This window comes from Corynebacterium sp. HMSC30G07 (assembly GCF_001806945.1).
In the GTDB taxonomy this organism is placed as follows: domain Bacteria; phylum Actinomycetota; class Actinomycetes; order Mycobacteriales; family Mycobacteriaceae; genus Corynebacterium; species Corynebacterium riegelii.
Genome location: NZ_KV786480.1, coordinates 153487 through 173803, shown reverse-complemented (window position 1 = coordinate 173803; position 20317 = coordinate 153487). Strand labels below are relative to the sequence as shown.

24 protein-coding genes and 2 pseudogenes are annotated in these 20317 nt (G+C 59.0%); 7 read left to right on the top strand and 19 right to left on the bottom strand.

Annotated features, from left to right (window positions below):
- Together HMPREF3104_RS12825 and HMPREF3104_RS12340 are read right to left on the bottom strand one after the other, a co-directional pair.
- Positions 1–124 (bottom strand): annotated as a pseudogene (locus HMPREF3104_RS12825) (IS256 family transposase); the annotation flags it as partial.
- 266 nt (positions 125–390) lie between these two features.
- A pseudogene (locus tag HMPREF3104_RS12340) lies at positions 391–569 on the bottom strand (IS3 family transposase); the annotation flags it as partial.
- A gap of 26 nt (positions 570–595) precedes the next feature.
- Here HMPREF3104_RS12340 and HMPREF3104_RS12820 point away from each other — a divergent pair.
- Positions 596–733 (top strand): recombinase family protein, encoded by a 138-nt coding sequence (locus tag HMPREF3104_RS12820; protein ID WP_083279093.1) that lies wholly within the window; start codon positions 596–598, stop codon positions 731–733.
- Between the two features lie 51 nt (positions 734–784).
- Positions 785–982: a helix-turn-helix domain-containing protein gene (locus tag HMPREF3104_RS12815; protein ID WP_083279119.1), complete on the top strand. Its 198-nt coding sequence runs from the start codon at positions 785–787 to the stop codon at positions 980–982.
- Between the two features lie 150 nt (positions 983–1132).
- On the opposite strand, the gene HMPREF3104_RS10970 is transcribed toward HMPREF3104_RS12815, so the two are convergent.
- From HMPREF3104_RS10970 to HMPREF3104_RS10955, 4 genes are all read right to left on the bottom strand, one after another.
- A complete protein-coding gene (locus HMPREF3104_RS10970) occupies positions 1133–1582 on the bottom strand; it encodes a hypothetical protein (RefSeq protein WP_070495906.1) in 450 nt (149 codons plus the stop codon).
- A gap of 342 nt (positions 1583–1924) precedes the next feature.
- Positions 1925–2518: a recombination regulator RecX gene (gene recX, locus HMPREF3104_RS10965; protein WP_141738234.1), complete on the bottom strand. Its 594-nt coding sequence runs from the start codon at positions 2516–2518 to the stop codon at positions 1925–1927.
- Positions 2508–3620 carry a recombinase RecA gene (gene recA, locus HMPREF3104_RS10960; RefSeq protein ID WP_070495902.1) on the bottom strand — a complete coding sequence of 371 codons (1113 nt, stop codon included), beginning with the start codon at positions 3618–3620 and terminating at the stop codon, positions 2508–2510. Before recA ends, recX begins: the two co-directional genes overlap by 11 nt.
- Before the next feature lie 153 nt (positions 3621–3773).
- Positions 3774–3989 (bottom strand): DUF3046 domain-containing protein, encoded by a 216-nt coding sequence (locus HMPREF3104_RS10955; RefSeq protein ID WP_052203925.1) that lies wholly within the window; start codon positions 3987–3989, stop codon positions 3774–3776.
- Positions 3990–4054: 65 nt separating this feature from the next.
- Here HMPREF3104_RS10955 and HMPREF3104_RS10950 point away from each other — a divergent pair, with 65 nt between their 5' ends.
- From HMPREF3104_RS10950 to HMPREF3104_RS10940, 3 genes are read left to right on the top strand one after another with little or no spacing between them, the layout of a single operon-like run.
- A complete protein-coding gene (locus HMPREF3104_RS10950) occupies positions 4055–4672 on the top strand; it encodes a biotin transporter BioY (RefSeq protein WP_083279092.1) in 618 nt (205 codons plus the stop codon).
- Positions 4672–5361 carry an energy-coupling factor ABC transporter ATP-binding protein gene (locus tag HMPREF3104_RS10945; protein ID WP_070495900.1) on the top strand — a complete coding sequence of 230 codons (690 nt, stop codon included), beginning with the start codon at positions 4672–4674 and terminating at the stop codon, positions 5359–5361. Before HMPREF3104_RS10950 ends, HMPREF3104_RS10945 begins: the two co-directional genes overlap by 1 nt.
- Positions 5358–5972, top strand: coding sequence for an energy-coupling factor transporter transmembrane component T family protein (locus tag HMPREF3104_RS10940; protein WP_070495898.1), 615 nt, complete (start codon positions 5358–5360; stop codon positions 5970–5972). The genes HMPREF3104_RS10945 and HMPREF3104_RS10940 overlap by 4 nt, the downstream gene beginning before the upstream one ends.
- 17 nt (positions 5973–5989) lie before the next feature.
- On the opposite strand, the gene HMPREF3104_RS10935 is transcribed toward HMPREF3104_RS10940, so the two are convergent.
- The 4 genes from HMPREF3104_RS10935 to pgsA form a co-directional block, all read right to left on the bottom strand.
- Complete coding sequence (locus tag HMPREF3104_RS10935) at positions 5990–6811, bottom strand: PspA/IM30 family protein (protein ID WP_052203916.1); 822 nt, start codon at positions 6809–6811, stop codon at positions 5990–5992.
- Positions 6812–6918: 107 nt separating this feature from the next.
- Complete coding sequence (locus HMPREF3104_RS10930; protein ID WP_052206335.1) at positions 6919–7272, bottom strand: helix-turn-helix domain-containing protein; 354 nt, start codon at positions 7270–7272, stop codon at positions 6919–6921.
- Positions 7273–7280: 8 nt separating this feature from the next.
- Entirely contained in the window at positions 7281–7832 is a 552-nt protein-coding gene (locus tag HMPREF3104_RS10925) for a CinA family protein (RefSeq protein WP_070495896.1), read from the bottom strand.
- Entirely contained in the window at positions 7825–8370 is a 546-nt protein-coding gene (gene pgsA, locus HMPREF3104_RS10920; protein WP_308314026.1) for a CDP-diacylglycerol--glycerol-3-phosphate 3-phosphatidyltransferase, read from the bottom strand. Before pgsA ends, HMPREF3104_RS10925 begins: the two co-directional genes overlap by 8 nt.
- A 24-nt stretch (positions 8371–8394) precedes the next feature.
- Here pgsA and HMPREF3104_RS10915 point away from each other — a divergent pair, with 24 nt between their 5' ends.
- Complete coding sequence (locus tag HMPREF3104_RS10915; RefSeq protein ID WP_070495892.1) at positions 8395–8682, top strand: YciI family protein; 288 nt, start codon at positions 8395–8397, stop codon at positions 8680–8682.
- On the opposite strand, the gene HMPREF3104_RS10910 is transcribed toward HMPREF3104_RS10915, so the two are convergent.
- From HMPREF3104_RS10910 to dapB, 9 genes are all read right to left on the bottom strand, one after another.
- A complete protein-coding gene (locus tag HMPREF3104_RS10910) occupies positions 8679–9854 on the bottom strand; it encodes a TerC family protein (protein WP_070495891.1) in 1176 nt (391 codons plus the stop codon). The genes HMPREF3104_RS10915 and HMPREF3104_RS10910 overlap by 4 nt on opposite strands.
- A 205-nt stretch (positions 9855–10059) precedes the next feature.
- Complete coding sequence (locus HMPREF3104_RS12520) at positions 10060–10224, bottom strand: type 1 glutamine amidotransferase family protein (protein WP_168156381.1); 165 nt, start codon at positions 10222–10224, stop codon at positions 10060–10062.
- A 184-nt stretch (positions 10225–10408) separates the two neighbouring features.
- The gene (locus HMPREF3104_RS10905; protein WP_070495889.1) at positions 10409–13504 is read right to left on the bottom strand and encodes an FtsK/SpoIIIE family DNA translocase; all 3096 of its coding nucleotides are present in this window, start codon (positions 13502–13504) and stop codon (positions 10409–10411) included.
- 59 nt (positions 13505–13563) lie between these two features.
- The gene (locus HMPREF3104_RS10900; protein ID WP_070495887.1) at positions 13564–14190 is read right to left on the bottom strand and encodes a TIGR03085 family metal-binding protein; all 627 of its coding nucleotides are present in this window, start codon (positions 14188–14190) and stop codon (positions 13564–13566) included.
- 31 nt (positions 14191–14221) lie between these two features.
- Entirely contained in the window at positions 14222–14695 is a 474-nt protein-coding gene (locus HMPREF3104_RS10895; RefSeq protein ID WP_141738233.1) for a hypothetical protein, read from the bottom strand.
- Positions 14696–15064: 369 nt separating this feature from the next.
- Entirely contained in the window at positions 15065–17131 is a 2067-nt protein-coding gene (locus HMPREF3104_RS10890) for a ribonuclease J (protein ID WP_070495885.1), read from the bottom strand.
- Positions 17132–17133: 2 nt separating this feature from the next.
- On the bottom strand, positions 17134–18042 hold the full coding sequence (dapA, locus tag HMPREF3104_RS10885; protein WP_070495883.1) for a 4-hydroxy-tetrahydrodipicolinate synthase: 909 nt from the start codon (positions 18040–18042) through the stop codon (positions 17134–17136).
- 86 nt (positions 18043–18128) lie between these two features.
- Positions 18129–18878 (bottom strand): FAD-dependent thymidylate synthase, encoded by a 750-nt coding sequence (gene thyX, locus HMPREF3104_RS10880; protein ID WP_070495882.1) that lies wholly within the window; start codon positions 18876–18878, stop codon positions 18129–18131.
- Positions 18879–18881: 3 nt separating this feature from the next.
- Positions 18882–19628, bottom strand: coding sequence for a 4-hydroxy-tetrahydrodipicolinate reductase (gene dapB, locus HMPREF3104_RS10875; RefSeq protein WP_070495880.1), 747 nt, complete (start codon positions 19626–19628; stop codon positions 18882–18884).
- Between the two features lie 53 nt (positions 19629–19681).
- On the opposite strand from dapB, the gene HMPREF3104_RS10870 reads away from it, so the two are divergent.
- Complete coding sequence (locus HMPREF3104_RS10870) at positions 19682–20296, top strand: AMIN-like domain-containing (lipo)protein (RefSeq protein ID WP_070495878.1); 615 nt, start codon at positions 19682–19684, stop codon at positions 20294–20296.
- Positions 20297–20317 lie beyond the last annotated feature (21 nt).

Genomic DNA, 20317 nt, shown 5'->3' with positions numbered 1-20317 from the left:
GGTCTTCGGTATGGACGTAGAGCCACCAGTCCATAGTGATGCGCTGATGCTCATCGAACATGCCCCGGTGGTTTCCTGCTAGGTCTTTGAGCTGCTTGTTGATTCCGCCTTCCAACAGGTTTGTGGGGCCGGGCCCGGGTTCCTGCCGCGGTTTTGCCGTTCTTAACCAGTCCGTGGCCGCACACGTCACACGACGGCCGATTCCTATTAGCCATAGGAATTGGCCTTACCGCACTAGCTGCAGTCCCCCTATCACAGACCTAGGACTATCCGGTGTTGATTTCACCGATTGGGCTGTTGGAACCGATTCAAAATCAAGATCACGGCATTATCCCAGGCTGACCCGGGAATCCGTATCGGTTTATCCACACGAAATGTCCCTTAAGCCGTCCACGGGCCGTGCGCATGGATAAGTTCAGCCTTATAGAGACCTTGACCGTCTCCGCCAACGCGTTGTCATAGGAATCGCCAACGGTGCCAACACTCGGCCGGATTCCGGCTTCAGCTAAAAAAGCGGCGGAGTACTTCAACTACACGTACTGACTTCCCCGATCACTGTGGTGTACCAGCTGATCGCCATGGACACGAACAACTGATGATCGCCTCGATTGACCGACTGGCCCGCTCCCTGACTGATCTGCAGGGACTAATCGACCAGATCACTGAGAAGGGTGCGAGTGTGCACTTCATCAAAGAAGGACTGACCTTTGCTACGGGTCGGGAGAACTCCTGAGACAACCTCATGCTGAGCATCCTCGGCTCGTTCGCTCAGTTTGAGTGATCGATTATCCGGGAGCGGCAGGCTGAGGGCATAGCCCTGGCGAAAAAGGCCGGCAAATATCAGGGCCGCAAACGTGCCCTGACCACAGAAAAGGCCGAAGTAGCACGGCAGCGAGCAGCAGCAGGTGAGCCCAAGGTAGCTATCGCCACAGACCTCGGTATCCGCAGAGCCACCCTCTACCGCACGCTGGCTGACAGCTGACCGGCCCTGACATAGAGATAACTACTGGCACGTTGCGGTCCTAGGGCGATACTTTTCCAAGCGGGACTGTCATTTTCAGAAGTCCTCTGCACGGGAGACATGTTGACTGGGACTGATAGATGGATGCTTTCCCAATTGTGCCGCCAGCTATTATTCTTGCCAACTCTTCATCAGTTCCTTGAGTCCTGATGCTTCCCATCCGAGCTCAACCTCCCAAAATGCGTGTTCCCAAAATTCGGGAGGCAAATTTCGGTCGAACCACCTCAGGTAGTTCACTGCGCTATCTCGATTCAGGTAGGCTCGAACATCAACCGGCTCGTTGTCGTCTGGGCTAGGCCCCTCCTCCATGCTGTAACCAGGGCTGAAAGCAACAATGACCGGTTCTCCATGGACCGGGCGCCAACTAGAGTTCTTGCCACAATCCACGGCACATTCACTCCAGTAGACATGAAACATGGAGTCATTATGACGTTTCGCAATAGCTCTTGCGTCTTCAAGAGTAGGAACGATCGCCAAGACCCTTTGTCTAAGCTGCAAATCCTGCAGATAACAGACATAGATTCTCTGAGGAAAATGCTTCAGCTCGTATGAGGTTGCCACTCTTACTCCTATACTCGGCAGGCAAGTCTTGCGATGTCCGGATAGACCCTAGCGTAATATTCTTTTCCGCCGTAGTGCTACCAGACGTCATCGACCACCGAGTCCGCGAATAACCCACAACCCACAACCAGCTGGATCCAGGCTGCGGGCACGTGATGCCCATACCCGCAGCCATCCATCTCCCCCCCGTCACAGTTCCCGGCTCGGGGCCGGGTTCTCCGCCGCGCGGAAAACAACGCCCGGAATTCCTGCCTTTGCCTCACAGCTAATCTGTGCCACTCCAGGTTTAAGCCAAGACTGGAGCAGCAACACTGTTCGGCAACACCCCGCACCAAGCGCGCATCAGTCGAAAGACTCGATGCGCGCTTCTAACTCACTGCGCGCCACCCGCATGGTCAGCTCGGAAGAATACCCGCGACGCGCAAGCATGCCAACGACACGCCGCAAGGCTTTGTCATACTCCGCCCTATCAGCCGGCGGCTCCTTGACCTCTCGCACCTTCTTCTGCGCCAAAGCGCGTGCCTGACGTTCCTCGTCCTCGGCACTGATCTGTTCCAATGCTTCTGCACGCACATGCGCCGCGACCCCCTTTTCACGCAGCTCCAAATCAAGGGCCCGGGAAGACTTTCCCCGCGTTGCCGCGCGCTGGCGCACCCACTCGGAGGCAAACCGTGCGTCGTCTAAAAGCAAGTTCTGCTCAAGCGAATCCAGTACCTCATCAACAAGCTCAGGCGCAAACTCCAGCTTGAGCAAACGTTCACGCAGCTCATGGCGTGAACGCTGCCGCTGATCCAGCAGTCCGAGGGCACGCTTGCGAATCGGCGCAAGCGCGTCTTCTTTGCAAGAGTCAAAGAGCTGCCCGCCCTCAAAGTGCTCAAGGGCCTGCTGCAGTTTCGCTACCTTGCTGGCAACATCGCGCTCCTGGCTATGCGTCATCGTCCTCATCGTCGAAGTCAACGTTTGGCACCATGTCAATCGCGTCGTCCGTCAGCGCGTCATCCTCGTCCGTTTTACCCGCGTACTTGCCAACGCCCAAAGCCTTGAAAATCTTGTCCTCAATCTCATCGGCCAGTTCAGGGTTGTCCTTGAGGAATTGACGGACCTTCTCCTTGCCCTGGCCCAGCTGCTCCCCTTCGTAGGTGAACCAGGAGCCGGACTTCTTCACAATGCCGTTGTCCACGCCCATGTCAATGATGGAGCTTTCGCGCGAAATGCCCTCGCCATACATGATGTCGAACTCCGCGATCTTAAACGGCGGAGACACCTTGTTCTTGACCACCTTGAGCTTAGTGCGGTTACCAATAGAATCCTGGCCGTCCTTCAGCGTCTGGATTCGGCGCACGTCACAGCGCACAGAAGCGTAGAACTTCAGTGCCTTACCGCCTGTGGTGGTCTCGGGGGAACCGAACATGACGCCAATCTTTTCACGCAGCTGGTTGATGAAGATGGCGGTGGTGCCGGAGTTGTACAACGCACCGGTCATCTTGCGCAGCGCCTGAGACATCAGGCGGGCCTGCAAACCAACGTGGCTGTCACCCATCTCGCCTTCAATTTCCGCCTTCGGTGTTAGCGCCGCCACGGAGTCAATCACGATGATGTCAATGGCACCGGAGCGCACCAGCATGTCTGCAATTTCCAGAGCCTGTTCACCGGTATCTGGCTGGGAGACCAGCAGATTATCTGTATCCACGCCCAGCTTTGCCGCATAGTCCGGGTCAAGCGCGTGCTCCGCATCGATGAACGCCGCGATACCGCCTGCCTTTTGGGCCTGTGCGATGGCGTGCAGTGCAACCGTCGTCTTACCGGAAGACTCCGGGCCGTAGATTTCTACTACGCGCCCGCGTGGCCAGCCGCCAATGCCCAGAGCAACGTCGATAGCAGTGTTGCCAGAGGAGATGGACTGAATCGGCGGGCGCTTTTCCTCGCCCAGGCGCATGATGGCGCCCTTGCCAAAGTCCTTCTCAATCATTGCCATTGCCGCATCAAGTGCGTTTTGGCGGTCATTGCCCGCAGCAGCGGTCTTCTTCTTTGCAGCCATGTTTTCTCCTTAGGATTTTTATTGCTTATAGGTATTAGACGTTGGCTACCGGTGGTTCGGTTCCCTCGCAGCCGAAATTCATCCTAATTTCCTCAACACACACGAAATACCATACACGCAAGGGTGTTCGATTAGAGGTAGGGGCGCGAAATATTATTTCCCGGGCCGGTCTACTCCCAAGCGCCGTTCCGCTGGCACGTCAAAGGCATTGCACAGCCCCTCCCACACCTCGCGCGGATCGACACCACTTTCGATGAGCTCACTTGCCGTCATATCGCTAGAGGCAAGCACCTGGGAACGAATGATCCATTCCGCACGCTCCGGGCCAAACTCATCACGAACAAGCTGATGAAATTCCGTCAATCGCATACGGCCAACCTACCTAAGCACCCCTCAATACCACGCATTGAACAGCGTTCAGGTAGGTTTTTCACATGACCAACTCTGAATCACCCCAGGCGAATGCCGCCTCAACGTCCCGCAGCTCTACCGCAACTGCAACTGATATCGCCTACATCGCCGTCTTCGCCGCCATCATCATGGTGCTTGGCTTTGTTGCCATCCCCGCCGGAGTATTCGGTGTGCCGATTGTCCTGCAGAATGCCGCAGTGATCCTGGCCGCCCTAGTGCTGGGCAGCCGCCGCGGTTTCCTCACCACGTTGCTCTTCTTGGCTGTCGGTCTTGCATTTCCCGTTCTTGCAGGTGGCCGCACCACGATTGCCGCGCTCGGCGGCCCCACCGCGGGTTACCTTGTTGGGTATCTCATTGCAGCGCTTGTCGCTGGCGCCATTGCATACCGCGCACCGTTTTCCGCAAACCGCGCTGTAACCACCGGTATCTTCATCGTGGCTGGCTACCTCGGCCTATTCATGCAGTACCTCTTTGGCGTGTTCGGCATGATGCTTCGCCTGGACTTGACCTTCGGTGCCGCATGGGCAGCACAGTTGCCATTCCTTTTGCCGGATGCAATTAAGGTGGCCGTCATGATTGCTATCGCCCTTGCTGTCCACACCGCGTTTCCGGACCTTCGCGGCAAGCTCGGCAAACGCTAATGCCCACCATCGAGTTCCGCGGCGCAGCAGTCACCTATGACGACAAGCAGATCCTCGCGCCGCTCACCCTCAGGCTGACCGAGCAACGCATCGGCATCATTGGTTCAAACGGGTCCGGCAAATCCACCGCTGTGCGCCTGATTAACGGCCTTATTGAGCCGACTGAGGGTGACGTGCTTGTCAACGGTTTGTCTACCGCGAAGGACGCAAAGACTATCCGCAAACAGGTCGGTTTTGTCTTCTCCGATGCGGAGAATCAGATTGTGATGCCGCGGGTTGCCGATGATGTCGCATTCTCTTTGCGCCGTTTCAAGCTGCCCCGCACCGAGGTCCAGTCACGCGTTGCTGCTGTCCTTGAGCGCTTCGAGCTAGCCAGTCACGCCGAGCACTCCCCGCACACCCTCTCCGGTGGAGAAAAACAAATGCTGGCACTCGCGTCAGTGTTGGTCACCGAGCCGGAAACCATTATTTGCGACGAACCAACGACTCTTCTAGATCTACGCAACCGGCGCCGCATCATCCGCGAGCTCATGGCCCTCGACCAGCAGCTCATTGTGGTCACACACGATCTGGACATGCTGCGGGATTTCGACCGTGTCCTGGTGCTCAACGATTCGCAGCTGCTTTTCGACGGCACCCCGAACGCCGCCATCACTTTCTACACCGACCTGATGGAAGCGAAGCCGTGATCAGAGAACTCCCCCTAGGCGTCTACGTCCCTGGCAACACGTGGCTGCACCGCACGAACCCCGCTTGGAAGTTCGTGGCGCTTGTGGCATTCATCATTGTCGCAACGTTTGCTCCAAACGCCCCGTGGCAATCCATGACCGCTCTGACCTTGGTGATGGCGCTGTACATGTGGGCTCGTATCCCGATTGAGGTTGCCTGGCGTCAGCTGGTGCCATTGCTGCCAGTGTTGATTTTCCTCGGCGCGTTCTTGGTCTGGCAAAACGGCGTGGAAGCTGCATTGACCAGCATGATCTCGCTTTTGGCTACCATTGCCGCGGCAAACCTTCTGACGCTGACCACCACAGTGGAGGCGCTACTCGATTCCCTAGATAAGGCAATGCAGCCACTAGCTCGATTCGGCGTGCCGGTGGATCTGATCAGTTTGACCATTGCTCTGACGATCCGCCTCATCCCCCTGATGCTACAAACGGCCAACGAGGTGCTCGACGCACGCAAAGCGCGTGGCGCCGGCTTCTCGGTGGCCGCCTTTGGAACCCCCCTGGTTATCCGCGCCGTGCGACGTGCCCGCATGATTGCGGAGGCACTTGTCGCGCGCGGCGCGGTGGATTAACCCCGCGAGACGAAACGCTACTCGCCGCGCAGTTCGCGCATACGCTGCGCAACTGCGTCATCCGAAACCTCGGCGCCAGCGTTATTGCCCTGCTCAATCGCCGGCTTCGCACCAGAGGTCAGCTCACCAGCCATCTCGGCGCGGATCTGCTCCAGGCGGCCGTGGCCAGCCATCTGGATACCGGCCTGCTCAACCTCAGCCATGCGGCCCTGAATCGAGTTCTGGGCCAGCTCAGCCTGGCCAAGCGCGTTGGCGTAGCGGCGCTCAATCTTGTCACGCACCTGATCCAGGTTGGGGCCCGACGCAGTAATCGCGTTCATGGACTGCATGGTCTCGGAGACCTTCTCCTGCATCTTGGCCTGCTCAAGCTGGCTAAGCAGCTTGGTGCGCTCATTGACCTGCTGCTGCAGCTGTGCCGCGTTGCGCTCAACTGCCTGCTTCGCAGAAGCCGCCTGCTGCAGAGCCTGGTCGTGCAGCTGCTTGGTGTCCTCAACGCCCTGCTCCGCGGTTACCAGCTGCGCTGCAAACGCCTCAGCAGCATTCTCGTACTCCTGTGCCTTCTGCGCGTTGCCCTCGCCGCGGGCCTTGTCGGCCAGCTGCAGTGCCTGGCGGGTATTGGCCTGCAGCTTCTCCACGTCCTCCAGGCGGCGGTTAAGCTGCATCTCCAGCTGACGCTGGTTGCCAATCACGGCAGCTGCCTGCTGGGACAGTGCCTGGTGCTGGCGCTGGGCCTCATTAATTGCCTGCTCAATCTGGACCTTCGGGTCAGCGTTTTCCTCGATCTTGCTGTCGAAGAGCGCCATCAGGTAGTTCCAGAACTTCTTGAACGGGTTCGCCATTGGTTACATAAACCTTTCGTGGAAAATTACATTTCTGCGTCCCCACTTTAGACGCGATGGGCGCGCCCCGCTTGCGCTACTCCCCCTGATAACCCACAGCGACGGGCTTAAGCCTCTGCTGCCGCAGGAGTTGTCGTACGCAGTTCCTCCGCCAAAGACGGCAGGGAGAGGTTTGCCACAGCCTCAAGCAACACCTCAGACACCGTGGTATCCAGCGCCTGGCAGATGGAGGCAAGCACCTCAGAGGACACTTCCTTGCGGCCGCGCTCAAGCTCCGAGAGGTACCCCGGGCTCACCAGTGCTTGGGTAGCTAGCTCACGAAGTGACACGCCCTTGTCCGCACGAAATGCACGCAGCGACATCCCCAGTGCTTCACGCAGCAGGGGTTCCTTCACCGGCGCGGTTGGGATAAGGGGCGCGGTGGTTAACGGTTGGTCTAGAAGCAGAGTCGTTGTTGCCATCATGAGTTCTAACGGATCAGCCCTTCAGTTTGTTCCCCAAGTGCGTGCAACACCCCGATCAGCGCTGCATCCACGGCTGAATTCCTAATGTCATTGCGGGTTCCTGCAATCACACGCTGCGGCTCAGCCGCATCTGGAACCAGCGCGAACCGAGTCTGGCTCGGCGGCAACAAATCCGCAGCCAAGCTGGATGCAGTCCAGCTCGGCCCTGCAAGGCCAATCCAGACCTCACCCACCGGGTGTCCGTCTTGGAGGTCAGGCCCTGCCACGCCAGTCAGCGCAGCCGCCCAGTCAGAACCACATGCTTGCCTGCAACCACGAGCCATCTCTCGTGCCACAGCCGCAGAGACCACACCTTCGCGTTCTACAACCTCGGCTTCTACCCCAGCGAGTGCAATCTTTAAGTCCGTGGCGTAGGTGATCAGTCCGCCGCGCAGCACGTCAGATGCTCCCGGGATGGCTGCAACACGGGCACTAGCCAAACCAGCAGTCAGTGACTCACAAAAGGAGATGGTTTGGGAGTGGTTCCGCAGTGCGTCTACAAGCAAAGGCTCAAGCATTAGCTTTCTCCGCATCAATCAAATACTGGATACCGGTCACCACCGTCACGGCAGCGGCAATAATCATCACCACGAGTGTAGGAATATCCATCCACGCTGGCAGCGGGCAAAGGTAGAGCGCAATACCCACGGTTTGCAGGACGGTCTTGAGCTTGCCGCCTTTCGACGCCGGGACGACGCGACCACGCCGCAACATCCACATGCGCCAGAACGTAATGCCCAGCTCACGCACCACAATGACCACGGTGATCCACACGGGCAAGGTGGATGCGATGTTGAGCGTGACCATGGCGGTGATCATCAGCGCTTTATCTGCAATCGGGTCAGCGATCTTGCCAAAATCCGTGATCAGACCGCGGGCGCGGGCAATGTCGCCATCCAGCTTGTCTGTAATCATCAGCGCGACGAACAGGCCGAAGGCCCACCACCAGCGCTGATCAAGCACCAACCATGCAAACACCGGGATAAACAGGATGCGCAGGCTGGTCAACATGTTTGGCAGATTCCAATTGGACTGCTTGGCCGTAGCGTTACTCACGCCATCCACCCTAGACTGCCATTCATGAGATATTTCGCTTGCACCTATACCTACGGCCCTGACGCCCAGCTTGTGGACGAGACGAGGCCCCACCACCGCGAGTTCATCGCAGGCCTGCTTGAGGCCGGTCACATCGTCGGCTCCGGGCCGTACCTTGAGGGCGGACAGGCCCTGATCATCATTCAGCTGCCGGATACCGCAGGGATTGCGGAGGCCGAAGCGTTGATGAATCAGGACCCGTATGTGACCGCTGGTGCGCTGGCAAACCGGGACATCCGTGAGTGGAACCCGGTCTCCAACATCTTCAGCTAGCTTTTCTTGCCGCCGCGGGCGACATGCAGGTGGTCGGTTTCGCGTGAGCCGGTCGCCGTGTGGTCGCCCTTGCCGGAGGTAGCCGGATCATCAATCCACGCAATGTGGTGGCCGAACTTGTCCACTTTGCGACGGTTGCCGTGATCATCAAAATCAATGTGGTAATTCTTGTCATCCGCGGAGCGGCGTCCGGCCTTCACATCAGCACGGTCCTTGATCACGGACGCCACTGCGGTGATAACCAGCACACCCACGATCACGCCGAGGGAGGTGACCGTCCCGATTTCCGGCACGCCCAAGCCCTCTCCGCCGTTGATGAAGGATAGATTGTTCTCGTGCAGGGCGTGCAGCAGCAGCTTCACGCCGATGAAGCCGAGCACGACTGCCAGGCCGTATGGCAGGTAGACGAGCTTGTCCAACAGGCCGTTGAGCAAGAAGTAGAGCTGACGCAGCCCAAGCAGCGCAAACGCGTTGGCGGTGAACACCAGGAACGCTTCCTGGGTGATGCCGTAGATGGCCGGGATGGAATCGAATGCGAACATCACGTCGATAAAGCCAATGGACAGCAGCGCGACGAACAGCGGGGTTACAGCCCGCTTGCCAGCCTGTGTGCGTGATACCAGTCGGTCACCGTGGTACGAGCTGGTCACCGGGATGACCTTGCGCAGGGTCTTGACCACAAACATGTCGTTCGGGTCCGGATCCTCCTGGTCGGTCGCTTCGTCATACACCAGCTTGATCGCGGTGTAGATGAGGAAGGCAGCGAAGATGTAGAACACATCCGACCAGGCCTCAATGATCACGGCGCCAAGCAAAATGAACAGCAGGCGGAAGATCAGCGCCATCACGATGCCGATCAGCAGCACCTTCTGCTGGTACGCACGAGGGATCTTAAACGCGCCCATGATCAGCGCGAACACAAACAGGTTGTCCACGGACAGCGAAAGCTCCGTGATGTAACCAGTGAAGAACTGAATGCCGTGTTCTGCGTCCCACAGCCACCACACGATGCCGCCAAAAATGCAGGCCATGGTCATGTAGAACGCCGCCCACCCACCGGACTCCTTCATGGAGGGCTCGTGCGGGGTGCGCACGTGGGAAACGAAATCAAAAATGAAAAAACCCAGGATCACTGCAGAAGTGATCAGCCAGATGGACAAAGGCACATGCATAAGCTTTCCTCCGGTCAGAAGTTACGTTGAAATGACCGGAGGTCTCCCCCACCTCAATGTTGCGGGGCGGCCCAGACCGGGGCGCGAGATGCGCTGCCGTGCTGACGATCCGGGCACTTACGGGGTACTCCCCTCCAAGCGCGTCTCACTCTACACCACATGGATTCGGAAGCTCGGCGACACTAGCCTGTGGAACCCAGGTGGCCTAAATGGCGAACGGGTCCTCGTTCGGGTCGAGGTGTAGACGCAGCTCGATCGCGTCCGCCACCTCGCGTGCGACCGCCTCGCCGCATTCATCAGCAACGAATGCCGCCGCCATGTCTGTACCTGCTGAGACTCCTGAGGATGTCCACCGGTCGCGATCATGCACCCAACGCGCAGAGCGGCGCCAATCGATGTCCTGGCCGAAGCTCGTGGCCCACGCTAACGCGCGCTTGTTACTCGTCGACCTTGGAGAAGACTTCCAGCGGCCCCGCTACGTCTAGAAGCTCGAAGTCCTCAAACAGGACGAAGACAATGTGCTTGGACAAGCGCGGCTTCACTACCTGCTGCATCTAGAACGCGCCGCCGGTCGGGTTGTACGTCGCCTGCACGGTGCGGGTGTCATCATCCGTATCGGAGTCACCGCTTGCTTGCGCCTCATCCTGCTCCAGACCTGCTTCCTTCGGCGCTTCGGCAGGATCGGCTCCCTTGATCATCCAGATGATCGTCTCAAGCTCCTCAGGCTTGACCAGCACCTCGCGAGCCTTCGAGCCTTCGGAGGGGCCGACAACGCCACGCGATTCCATGAGGTCCATCAGGCGACCCGCCTTGGCAAAGCCGATGCGCAGCTTGCGCTGCAGCATGGAGGTCGACCCCAGCTGGGAGGTAACCACAAGCTCGACCGCTTCGAGGAGGTCGTCGAGGTCTTTACCAATGTCATCATCAATAACCTTGGCTTCGGCCTGCTTGTCCTCGGTCACACCTTCGACGTACTCGGGCTCATCCTGGGACTTCGCGGCGTCTACAACCGCCTGGATTTCCTCATCCGTAACAAACGCACCCTGCAAACGCTGCGGCTTGCCAGCGCCCTGCGGAATGAACAGGCCATCGCCCATACCGATGAGCTTTTCTGCACCCGCCTGGTCCAGAATGACTCGCGAGTCCGTCAGCGAGGAGGTAGCAAACGCCAGTCGCGACGGCACGTTGGTCTTAATCAGACCGGTCACCACGTCTACCGACGGGCGCTGCGTTGCCAGCACCAGGTGGATACCTGCCGCGCGGGCTTTCTGGGTGATGCGCACGATGGAGTCTTCGATCTCCTTCGGTGCCGTCATCATCAGATCCGCCAGCTCATCTACCACACACACAATGAAGGGGTATGGACGCATCTCACGTTCAGAGCCCGGAGGCGCCGTGATCTCACCGCTGCGAACCTTGCGGTTGTAGTCCTTGATGTGGCGCACGCGCGCGGACTTCATGTCCATGTAGCGCTGCTCCATCTCCTCAACCAGCCACTGCAGCGCAGCTGCTGCCTTCTTCGGCTGCGTGATAATCGGCGTGATCAGGTGCGGGATGCCCTCATATGGCGTCAGCTCCACCATCTTCGGATCCACCAGAATCAGGCGCACTTCCTCCGGGGTCGCGCGGGTAAGCAGCGACACCAGCATGGAGTTCACAAACGCTGACTTACCGGAACCAGTAGAGCCCGCGACCAGCAGGTGTGGCATCTTCTGCACGCTGGCGGAAACGAAGTCGCCTTCGATGTCCTTACCAAGGCCGATGAGCATCGGGTCCGGGTCAGCCGCCACCTTCGGCGCGTCCAGCACGTCACGCAGTCGCACCATCTCACGGTCCTGGTTAGGCACCTCAATACCCACAGCAGACTTGCCCGGGATCGGAGTCAGCAAACGCACATTGTCCGTAGCCACGGCATACGCCAGGTTGGATTGGAGGTTGGTGATCTTGGAAACCTTGACACCTGGGCCCAGCTCAACCTCGTAGCGGGTCACTGTCGGGCCACGGCTAAACCCGGTCACGGTCGCGTCAACGTTGAATTCCTCAAACACGTCCGTGATGGCCTCGATCATGCGGTCGTTGGCCTCAGTGCGCGTCTTCGGAGCATTGCCGGGAACCAGCAAGCTTGTCGACGGCAACGTGTATTCCCCCGCCGCCACCTTCCGTGCCTCCTGCTGCGCAGGGTTCACCGGCGTTGTTGGTGCCTGTTGCTTTGCAACCTCAGACTTCGGCGTGCTTGCCGGCACCGCGGCAGCGTCAACGCCACTTCGAGCAATGATGGCCTGGCGCATCGCCTCACGCGAAGTCCCAACAGCATCGGGTGCTGGGACTGTCGGCTGCGGTTGTGTGACCGGCTCACGATCCAGCACGCGTGTCTCTTCGACAGCCGGCGCGGGCTTGGCCGCAGGCTTTCGTTCCGGCTTCGGCGTATCAGCTACGTCTTCAGCAAAGTCGTAGACCGTATCCCCGTCTGCCGGGTAGTTATCCATCGGCGTACGGGCTGGTGCAGGAGCAGGCGTCGGCGCTGGTGTAGGCGCAGGTGTCGGTGCCGGCGTCTGACGCACTCGTGGACGACGCGACGAGCGTGGGCGCTCCACCACCGTCTTCTCCTCAGGCTCACGTGGGCGGCGTTCACGTCCCTCGGCTATGTCCTCAAGGTCTCGGTCAACGTGACTGTAGCGGTCATCGCTGTCAGCGTCTGCGTCTTCATCCTCGAAGAACTCTTCCTCGCCTTTCTCACGCATCCTGGCAAAGAGCCCAACAAGGTAGTCATAGGTCTGACGGGTAGTAATGCCGGTTGTTTTGAGTGCGCCGTACACAATAAGCAGCGCAAGCAGTGGTACCGCCACAAACGGAGTAAAAGCTACAGACAGGACACCACCGACGAGTGTGCCAATAGCGCCGCCGGCAATCTTGCGTGTCTCCCAGTCCGCCGGAGTGCCCGCAAATACGTGAATCATGCCCAGCATGCCCACCGCAATGATACTGATCCCCAGTGCCACGCGGCCACGCACGGCATTTGGCGTACGCACGTTGAGCATCAGCGCAATCGCAATACCTACCAGGACAATCGGCAGGATCAACGCACCGGCACCAATGACCCAGTGGCAGGCCTGAGCGATCACACTACCGACGGGTCCAGCGATATCCATCCATACGGACGCACCAATAATTGCGGAAAGTCCGATAAGTACAAGGCCCCATGCATCGGCGTGAACATTGATATCTTCACTGTCACGTTCCCTCATGGGATCTTCCGATTCCTCCTGGACTTCAACCTTTGCGCGAGATTCTCTCCTGCGCGGTACATCTTCTTGCTCAGCATCATCAAACGAGGAGTCAAACGGATCAAAGTCCGCTTCCTCTTCATCGCGTCGACGGCGACGCCCGCCCCCAAAACCCGCGCCGAGACCAGCGACAGCGGATCCCACCCAACGGGTCGCAGACCCCAGCGTGCTGCCAACAACCTTGGTTGCAGAACCGACGCGCTCATTGGCAGTGTCCGCGGCGACCATAGAAGAGGTCGGCGGATGTGTCATGGACGCGGGCGCACCATAATCACGGTCACGTGAGGCTGCGTATCGGCTGCTCGAATACCCCCTTGACGCGGGGTGCGAGCGCGGCGAACGTGGTGCCGGGTTTTTGACAGACATGGGTGTAACTCTAATACCTCAAGTCACACACGTCACAGTTGCCACACCGGCACGGTATTTTAAATCTGTCGCTTCAGCCCCTTGAGCGCCGATGTGTTGCCGCTAAAACTCACATCAACCGCATCGCGACCGCTCACCCACAACAGCAGTTCGCCTGGCGCTCCACTAACTCGGAGCACGTTGTCTCCTCGCTCAGCCACCCCAGCCTTGCCACCCGCAGTAATAGGCGGCAGATCCTGCGGGGTAAGCACCACAGGTACTTCGCTGCCACGCAATGTCAACGCGGCAAAACGTTTCACGTAACGCATCAAATCAGCATTGACAGCCTTGCTGAATTCGCGCGACTGAACCACTCCCCCACCCCGACGCACATCCTCATGGTGGATGAAATGCTCCGCACCATTCATCTTCGCGTCTACAGGCGCAAGCAGCGCCGGCGGCCCGGCCACCCATTCACGCACAACATCCCCGTACGGCCGCGCCTTCTGCTTCTTCGTCTCGCGCTCCAGCAGCGGCTTGGCCGCCGGGATCAAAATCCCCGGTGCGGCCCATGGCTTACGCTCACGGATCAACAAATGCACGGCCAAATCTTGGGTGGCCCAGCCGTCGTTGAGGGTTGGGGCGTCCGGGCCAACGTCCAGAAGCAAAAGCCCCAGACGCTCACGCTCTCTTTGTGCGAAAGTCATGCCCCTTAGCCTAGCCGCACAGGTGGAGCAGTTAGAACGGCAGCGAAGATCCGCTCCCGCTAGACAGCTGCCTGCTCATATCGTTGTAGCCGCGGATAACTGGGGCGAACTGTGCCACAGTTGGATCCACAGTCACCTGGATACCGCCCGTGCCCCAGCCGAGGTCAGTAGCTGGCTTGCCGTCAACGTAGCAGCCGCTAATGCCGCCCTTGGCGTTCATCAAACACATGATGGTGTCCTTGTCATAGTGACCAATCACGCGGATGCCCTGCACGCTTGGGTTGCGGAAGTTCGGATCACCCGGACGAATCACGTCGTAGTTCCTCCAAGCCGACGCGTAGCCAGGCTCAAATGGAACCTCGGTTCCCGGTGGCAGCGGGCGACCACCCGTCCAATCCACATCCTCGTCCGCGTGTGCCGCGGGCGCAAACATCATCGTGGCTACAGTCGCAGCAGCCGCCAACATTCCGGCAGTCTTCTTTGCGGTTCTCTTTGCAGTCCTCATGCCCCAAAGTGTTGCACGCCCCGTCCAGGCGTGTCTACCCCCTTAGACACACGTCACCCGCGCGGGACAGTTCCCGCGACGTGCTCGGCTGCCCGGTCCGCCCCAGTCAACAGATATGCAGGTCTAAATATGCAGGAGTAATGGTCAGAGCACTTTTTCAATAAGGGGCCCGTTAATGAAAATTGGCCGTGACCTGCGAACCTGCATATCTTCCCCTGCATATTTGTTCCAAGGACTGCCTCCAGGCCCGGCTTCAACGACGCACCCCCGGCCCGCGTGAAGAAGTTGGGTTTGACCCCGAAAGCGTATCTACCCCCTAGACCACAACATTGTGCGGCCCTAGGGGGTAGTACGTGCGATGGCTAACGGTTAGAGCGACTCGCGGGACGCTTCCACGTCCTCATCATCAATCGGGCCCAGATCAGCGGCCATTGGGACGATAGTCGGCAAAATCACCGGCTCACGCTTGTACTTCTGGGAAATAGCGCGGCCTACCTTGCGGCGCAGCTGCTGCACCATACGCATCGCATCATTTTCACCCTGGGCAGCCAAGTCATCCATCACGGCCTCGACGGCTTCGATGAGCTTCTTGTTGAACTCACGGTCATCATCAGACCAGCCAGTGGTGGACACAGTCGGCGATTGCAGGAGGCGACCCGTACGGTCATCAATCACACACGTAATAGACAACGCACCACCGGCGGCCAGCGAAGTACGATCCGCCAGCACGTCCAGGTCCACATCACCCATGGTCTCGCCATCAACGTAGAGCTGACCCACCTGGTACTGGCCAACAACCTTGATCTTGCCCTTGGTCATATCCACAACCACGCCGTTTTGCGCAAGCGCGGTGTTCTCCGGGCGCACGCCCGTAGAGATAGCAAGCTCCTTGTTGGCGCGCATGTGGCGCCACTCGCCGTGCACCGGCATCGCGCACGTCGGACGTGCAGCGTTGTACAGCGCAAGCAGCTCACCTGCATAACCGTGGCCAGACGCGTGGACGTGAGCCTCCGCGTTGGTGATCACGTTGGCACCAATCTGGGCGAGGTTGTTGATCACGGCGAAGACCGCTTCCTCGTTGCCCGGGATGAGCGAGGAGGAGAAGATGATCGTGTCACCGTCACGAATCGTGATCTGGCGGTGCTCGCGACGTGACATACGGCTCAGCGCCGCCATCGGCTCACCTTGCGTACCAGTGGTGATCAGCACCGTCTTGTGCGGTGCCATCTTCGCGGCCTCTTCGATCGGGATGATCGTGCCCTTCGGAGCCTTAAGCAGGCTCATCTTCTCCGCAATCTCCATGTTGCGCATCATGGAACGCCCGTTGAACGCCACCTTGCGGTTGTTCGCCACAGCAGCGTTAATGGCCATCTGGACACGCGCCACGTTGGAGGCGAAAGACGAGATCACCACCCGCTGGCGAGCCTGGCTGACCAGGCGGGTCAACGTCTCCTCAATGCCAGCCTCCGAGGAAGAAATGCCCGGGATGGTGGCGTTGGTGGAGTCACACATGAACAGGTCAATGCCCTCATCGCCGTAGCGGGACAGCGCCGGGACATCCGTTGGCTTGCCGTCGTACGGCGTTTGGTCCAGCTTCACGTCACCAGTCATGACAACGTGGCCAGCGCCAGTCTTGATAGACACACCCAGGCACTCCGGAATGGAGTGGTTCACATGCCAGAAACGCACGCGGAACGGACCGACGTTAATGTCAGAGTCCTTGTTTACCTCGTGCAGCTTCGGACGCTGGCGGTGCTCCTGCGTCTTCGCGGCGATCAGCGCGTTGGTGAAGCGGGATGCGTAAATCGGGATATCGTGACGCAGCTTCAAAAGCCACGGAATCGCACCGATGTGGTCCTCGTGGCCGTGGGTGACAATCAGCGCCTCGACCTTATCCAGCTTGTTTTCAATCGGACCGAAGTCAGGCAGCACCAAGTCCACGCCCGGCTCACCGGAGTTCGGGAACAACACACCACAGTCCACAATGAGCAGGCGGCCGTTGTACTCGAAGACGGTCATGTTTCGACCAACCTCAGAAATACCACCAAGTGCGTAGATACGCAGCGTGTTGTTCGCAGGCTTCGGCGGTGCCGGCAGGCGCTTGGTCAGGTCAGCACCCTGCATGGACTTCATTGGGTTACGACGCTCACCGCGGCCCTCACCACCGTGATTGCCACCACGGCCGCGACCACGACGGCGGCGACCATTGCCGCCGCCCTGGTTGTTGCCATTGTTATTTCCGCCGTTATTTCCACCACGGCCGCCGCCGTTGGCATTGCCCTTCGCACCGCCCTTGGTGTTGTTATCTACACCAAAATCGCCGCCCTCTTGGGCGGCTGGGTTTTCAGGTGCCTGGAATACGGGCTGCTGGTCTGCAGCCTCCGGCGGCCCGGCTTTGCGCGTAACTTTGCGTGCGCGGTTACGGGGTTCATTCATATTTAGAGGACTCCAACTTTCTCCATGTCATGTCGGAGTGCCGCAACCTGTGCCTCGGTCGCCGGTGCGACTGGCAGGCGGGGATCTCCGACCTCAATGCCCTGCAAACGCAAGGCTGCTTTCGCGAATGTGACACCACCCATTACAGCCTGATGGTGTGCTAGCACGTTAATGATGTTGGCGTTAATCTCCCTCGAACGGGCGAGGTCGCCAGCCTCAAAACTTGTGAGCAATTCCCGCAGAGCACGCGGCGCCGCGTGTCCCACCACGGAGATAAAGCCAGTCGCACCCACTGCCAGCCACGGTAAGTTCAGCGGGTCATCGCCCGAGTACCAAGCAAGGTCAGTGTTTTGGATCAGCGGCGCAGCTTCCGCGAAGTCACCCTTCGCATCCTTCACTGCCTGAATGGTGTCCAGCTCAGCGAGGCGCGCGATCACGCGTCCGTCAATAGGAATACCAGAACGGCCCGGAATGTCGTACAGGCAGATCGGCAGATCCGTCGCACCTGCAACTGCCGCGAAGTGGGCGTAGACGCCCTCCTGCGAAGGCTTGGAGTAATACGGGGTGACTACCAATAGGCCGTCAGCGCCAGCATCTGCAGATGCTTTCGCAAGCTTAATCGTGGTAGCAGTGCTGTTTGTACCCGCGCCAGCGATCAGCTTGGCACGGTCGCCCACTTCCTCCTTGACCGCCTGAAGTAAAGCGACCTTTTCTTCAGTGGTGGTTGTTGGGGATTCGCCGGTCGTGCCGGCAAGGACGAGTGCGTCCAGCCCATTGTCCACAAGGTGGGCAGCCAACCTACGCCCGGCCGCGAGATCAAGTTTGCCGTTTGCATCAAACGGAGTGACCATCGCGACACAGGCGGTGCCGAACGTCTCAGCGCCGCGGTTAGCTATCAATGATGTGCCCATGGGCAAATAGACTACCCTGTTTCACCCCCAAGTTTGCACAAGAGCACACCAGTAGCGGACAAAACCTTCCGCAACCCGTAGGTAAATTACACGTAAGGACTGGTTGCCATACGTGTGCCATCAGCCAATTCACTAATCAGAAAATCGCTAAACAGCACAGGCGAGGCCTCCCGCAACAGCTCCAGACACACAATAGCCAGGGTGCGAATCTCCACGTCAGCATGCTCGGAGGCGCGTGCTGCGATAAATTCGCGCCACGCCCGGAAGTTACCGGTCACCACAAAACGGGTCTCAGTTGCGTTGGGCAGGATTGCGCGCGCAGCCTGGCGCGCCTTCTTGGCCCGAAGCAGTGCATTCGGTTCGCTCGCCAGGTTTTCCTCTAGGGCGTGCAGCAATTCGTCGTGAACAAAACGCGCCTCATCTACTGCGGCGAGGAACATGCGGTGCAGCGACTCATCTTCTGCAATCACATCCGGCACAATCACTTCCCCATCACCGGAGTGGACGAAGCGCTGCGACAACTGCGAGAAGGACAAATGCCTGTGGCGCAAAAGCTCGTTGCCAGCGGCACGCGAAAGTCCACGGATGTAGACGGTTGCAGTTGCATGCTCTAACAGCGCGTCATGGCCAACATCAATGATGTGGCGAAGATACGCATCATTTGCGCGGGTGTGCGGGTTGGGCTTATCCCAGGTTTCATAGCAAGCCCTACCAGCGAACTCCACAATGGCTTCCGCGTCCGTGGCCTCTGCATCTACCTCCCAGTCCACGCCGGTAGGCATGTGAAACGTCGAGGCTGCAATGAGCTGCACATCAAGGGTTGATTCCACGGCCATTGATTACAGCCCCAGGTAGGTGTCTAGGCCGATAGTCAGGCCAGGGTGATCTGCTACCTGACGCACACCGGTAAGCACACCTGGCACAAAGGACTCGCGGCCGTAGGAATCCTGACGGATGGTCAGGGATTGATCGGTGGTGCCAAAGATCACTTCCTCGTGCGCCACCATGCCGGTCATGCGCACGGCATGAACCTGCACACCATCCACGCTTGCTCCGCGTGCGCCCTCAAGGGACTGTTCCGTAGCGTCCGGCATGGGGGCCATTCCTGCTTCACGACGCGCACGCGCAATCCCCTGTGCCGTCTTAATCGCAGTGCCGCTCGGCGCATCAAGTTTGTTCGGGTGGTGATATTCCACAACCTCAGCAGACTCAAAGAACGGCGCAGCCTGCTTAGCAAAAGCCATGGTCAACACGGCAGAAATAGCGAAGTTCGGCGCGATCAACACGCCCACCCCGTCTGCCTCTGCGCACCACTTGCGCACCTGCTCATAGCGGGCCTCATCAAAACCGGTGGTGCCCACCACGCAGTGAATGCCATTGGAAATGCAGAACTCCAAGTTGTCCATTACGGCATTCGGGGTTGTGAAATCCACAATTACTTCTGCCCCAGCGTCAATGAGCTGTTCAAGGCTATCCCCCTGGCCAATTTCGGCGACCAGCTCCAGATCTTCCGCCGCGTTGACACCTGCGACAACTGCCGAACCCACGCGACCTTTCGCACCAAGAACTCCAACTTTCACCGTCACGTTGCCTCCGCTTCTATATGGTTGGGGGTATGAACAGAGCGTCGATAAGCATAATGCTCCTCCTTCCGCTGGCGTTGAGCGCCTGCACACAGCCGGAAGCGCCGGAGCCGACCCCGCAGGCTGTGACGCAGGAAAGCGTCGCAACTTCGCAAGCCACAACGGCGCAACCGACCACTTCGGTTGAAACGAAGGAAGCAACTACGGTCCAGCCCGCGGATAACGCCCAGGCGCAGACACTGTTTGCGCAGGACCGCGTAATGCTGCCTTCCCAGGGCAACCCGGAACTCGTGATTCAAGATGTGCGCGCCGGCACCCACACCGATGTGGACCGAGTGGTGTTTGAATACTCCGGAACCGGCCTGCCAGGCGTGATCGCGGCCTACAACCCGGATCCTCGCCAGCAGGCCTCCGGTTTGCCGATGGAGGTTCCCGGCAACGCGTTTCTGGAAATCATGATCCAGGGCACCCCTATGGCAATGATGAGCCCGCGTGAAGACCTTCTTGCGGGTGGACCAGTTGGCGTTGGCGCAGGACACGTGGTGGATGTAGTCCACGGCGGTGTGTTTGAGGCCGATACGCAGTACATCATCGGCCTTGACCAGCAGCTGCCGTTCCACGTGTACGTGCTGGAAAACCCGACGCGTATTGTGGTGGATTTTCAGCGTTAATTCACAACACACGATCACAAA

What these genes read in the sequence shown, in the direction of transcription:
- HMPREF3104_RS10905 (WP_070495889.1), bottom strand. Translation starts at nt 13,504, where the DNA reads ATGTCTGTCAAAAACCCGGCACCACGTTCGCCGCGCTCGCACCCCGCG.
- HMPREF3104_RS10915 (WP_070495892.1), top strand. Translation starts at nt 8,395, where the DNA reads ATGAGATATTTCGCTTGCACCTATACCTACGGCCCTGACGCCCAGCTT.
- thyX (WP_070495882.1), bottom strand. Translation starts at nt 18,878, where the DNA reads ATGGCCGTGGAATCAACCCTTGATGTGCAGCTCATTGCAGCCTCGACG.
- HMPREF3104_RS10925 (WP_070495896.1), bottom strand. Translation starts at nt 7,832, where the DNA reads ATGCTTGAGCCTTTGCTTGTAGACGCACTGCGGAACCACTCCCAAACC.
- HMPREF3104_RS10955 (WP_052203925.1), bottom strand. Translation starts at nt 3,989, where the DNA reads ATGCGATTGACGGAATTTCATCAGCTTGTTCGTGATGAGTTTGGCCCG.
- HMPREF3104_RS10945 (WP_070495900.1), top strand. Translation starts at nt 4,672, where the DNA reads ATGCCCACCATCGAGTTCCGCGGCGCAGCAGTCACCTATGACGACAAG.
- HMPREF3104_RS10950 (WP_083279092.1), top strand. Translation starts at nt 4,055, where the DNA reads ATGACCAACTCTGAATCACCCCAGGCGAATGCCGCCTCAACGTCCCGC.
- HMPREF3104_RS10910 (WP_070495891.1), bottom strand. Translation starts at nt 9,854, where the DNA reads ATGCATGTGCCTTTGTCCATCTGGCTGATCACTTCTGCAGTGATCCTG.
- HMPREF3104_RS10900 (WP_070495887.1), bottom strand. Translation starts at nt 14,190, where the DNA reads ATGACTTTCGCACAAAGAGAGCGTGAGCGTCTGGGGCTTTTGCTTCTG.
- HMPREF3104_RS10930 (WP_052206335.1), bottom strand. Translation starts at nt 7,272, where the DNA reads ATGGCAACAACGACTCTGCTTCTAGACCAACCGTTAACCACCGCGCCC.
- HMPREF3104_RS10870 (WP_070495878.1), top strand. Translation starts at nt 19,682, where the DNA reads ATGCTCCTCCTTCCGCTGGCGTTGAGCGCCTGCACACAGCCGGAAGCG.
- HMPREF3104_RS12820 (WP_083279093.1), top strand. Translation starts at nt 596, where the DNA reads ATGATCGCCTCGATTGACCGACTGGCCCGCTCCCTGACTGATCTGCAG.
- HMPREF3104_RS10895 (WP_141738233.1), bottom strand. Translation starts at nt 14,695, where the DNA reads ATGAGGACTGCAAAGAGAACCGCAAAGAAGACTGCCGGAATGTTGGCG.
- dapA (WP_070495883.1), bottom strand. Translation starts at nt 18,042, where the DNA reads ATGGGCACATCATTGATAGCTAACCGCGGCGCTGAGACGTTCGGCACC.
- recX (WP_141738234.1), bottom strand. Translation starts at nt 2,518, where the DNA reads ATGACGCATAGCCAGGAGCGCGATGTTGCCAGCAAGGTAGCGAAACTG.
- HMPREF3104_RS10935 (WP_052203916.1), bottom strand. Translation starts at nt 6,811, where the DNA reads ATGGCGAACCCGTTCAAGAAGTTCTGGAACTACCTGATGGCGCTCTTC.
- HMPREF3104_RS10890 (WP_070495885.1), bottom strand. Translation starts at nt 17,131, where the DNA reads ATGAATGAACCCCGTAACCGCGCACGCAAAGTTACGCGCAAAGCCGGG.
- recA (WP_070495902.1), bottom strand. Translation starts at nt 3,620, where the DNA reads ATGGCTGCAAAGAAGAAGACCGCTGCTGCGGGCAATGACCGCCAAAAC.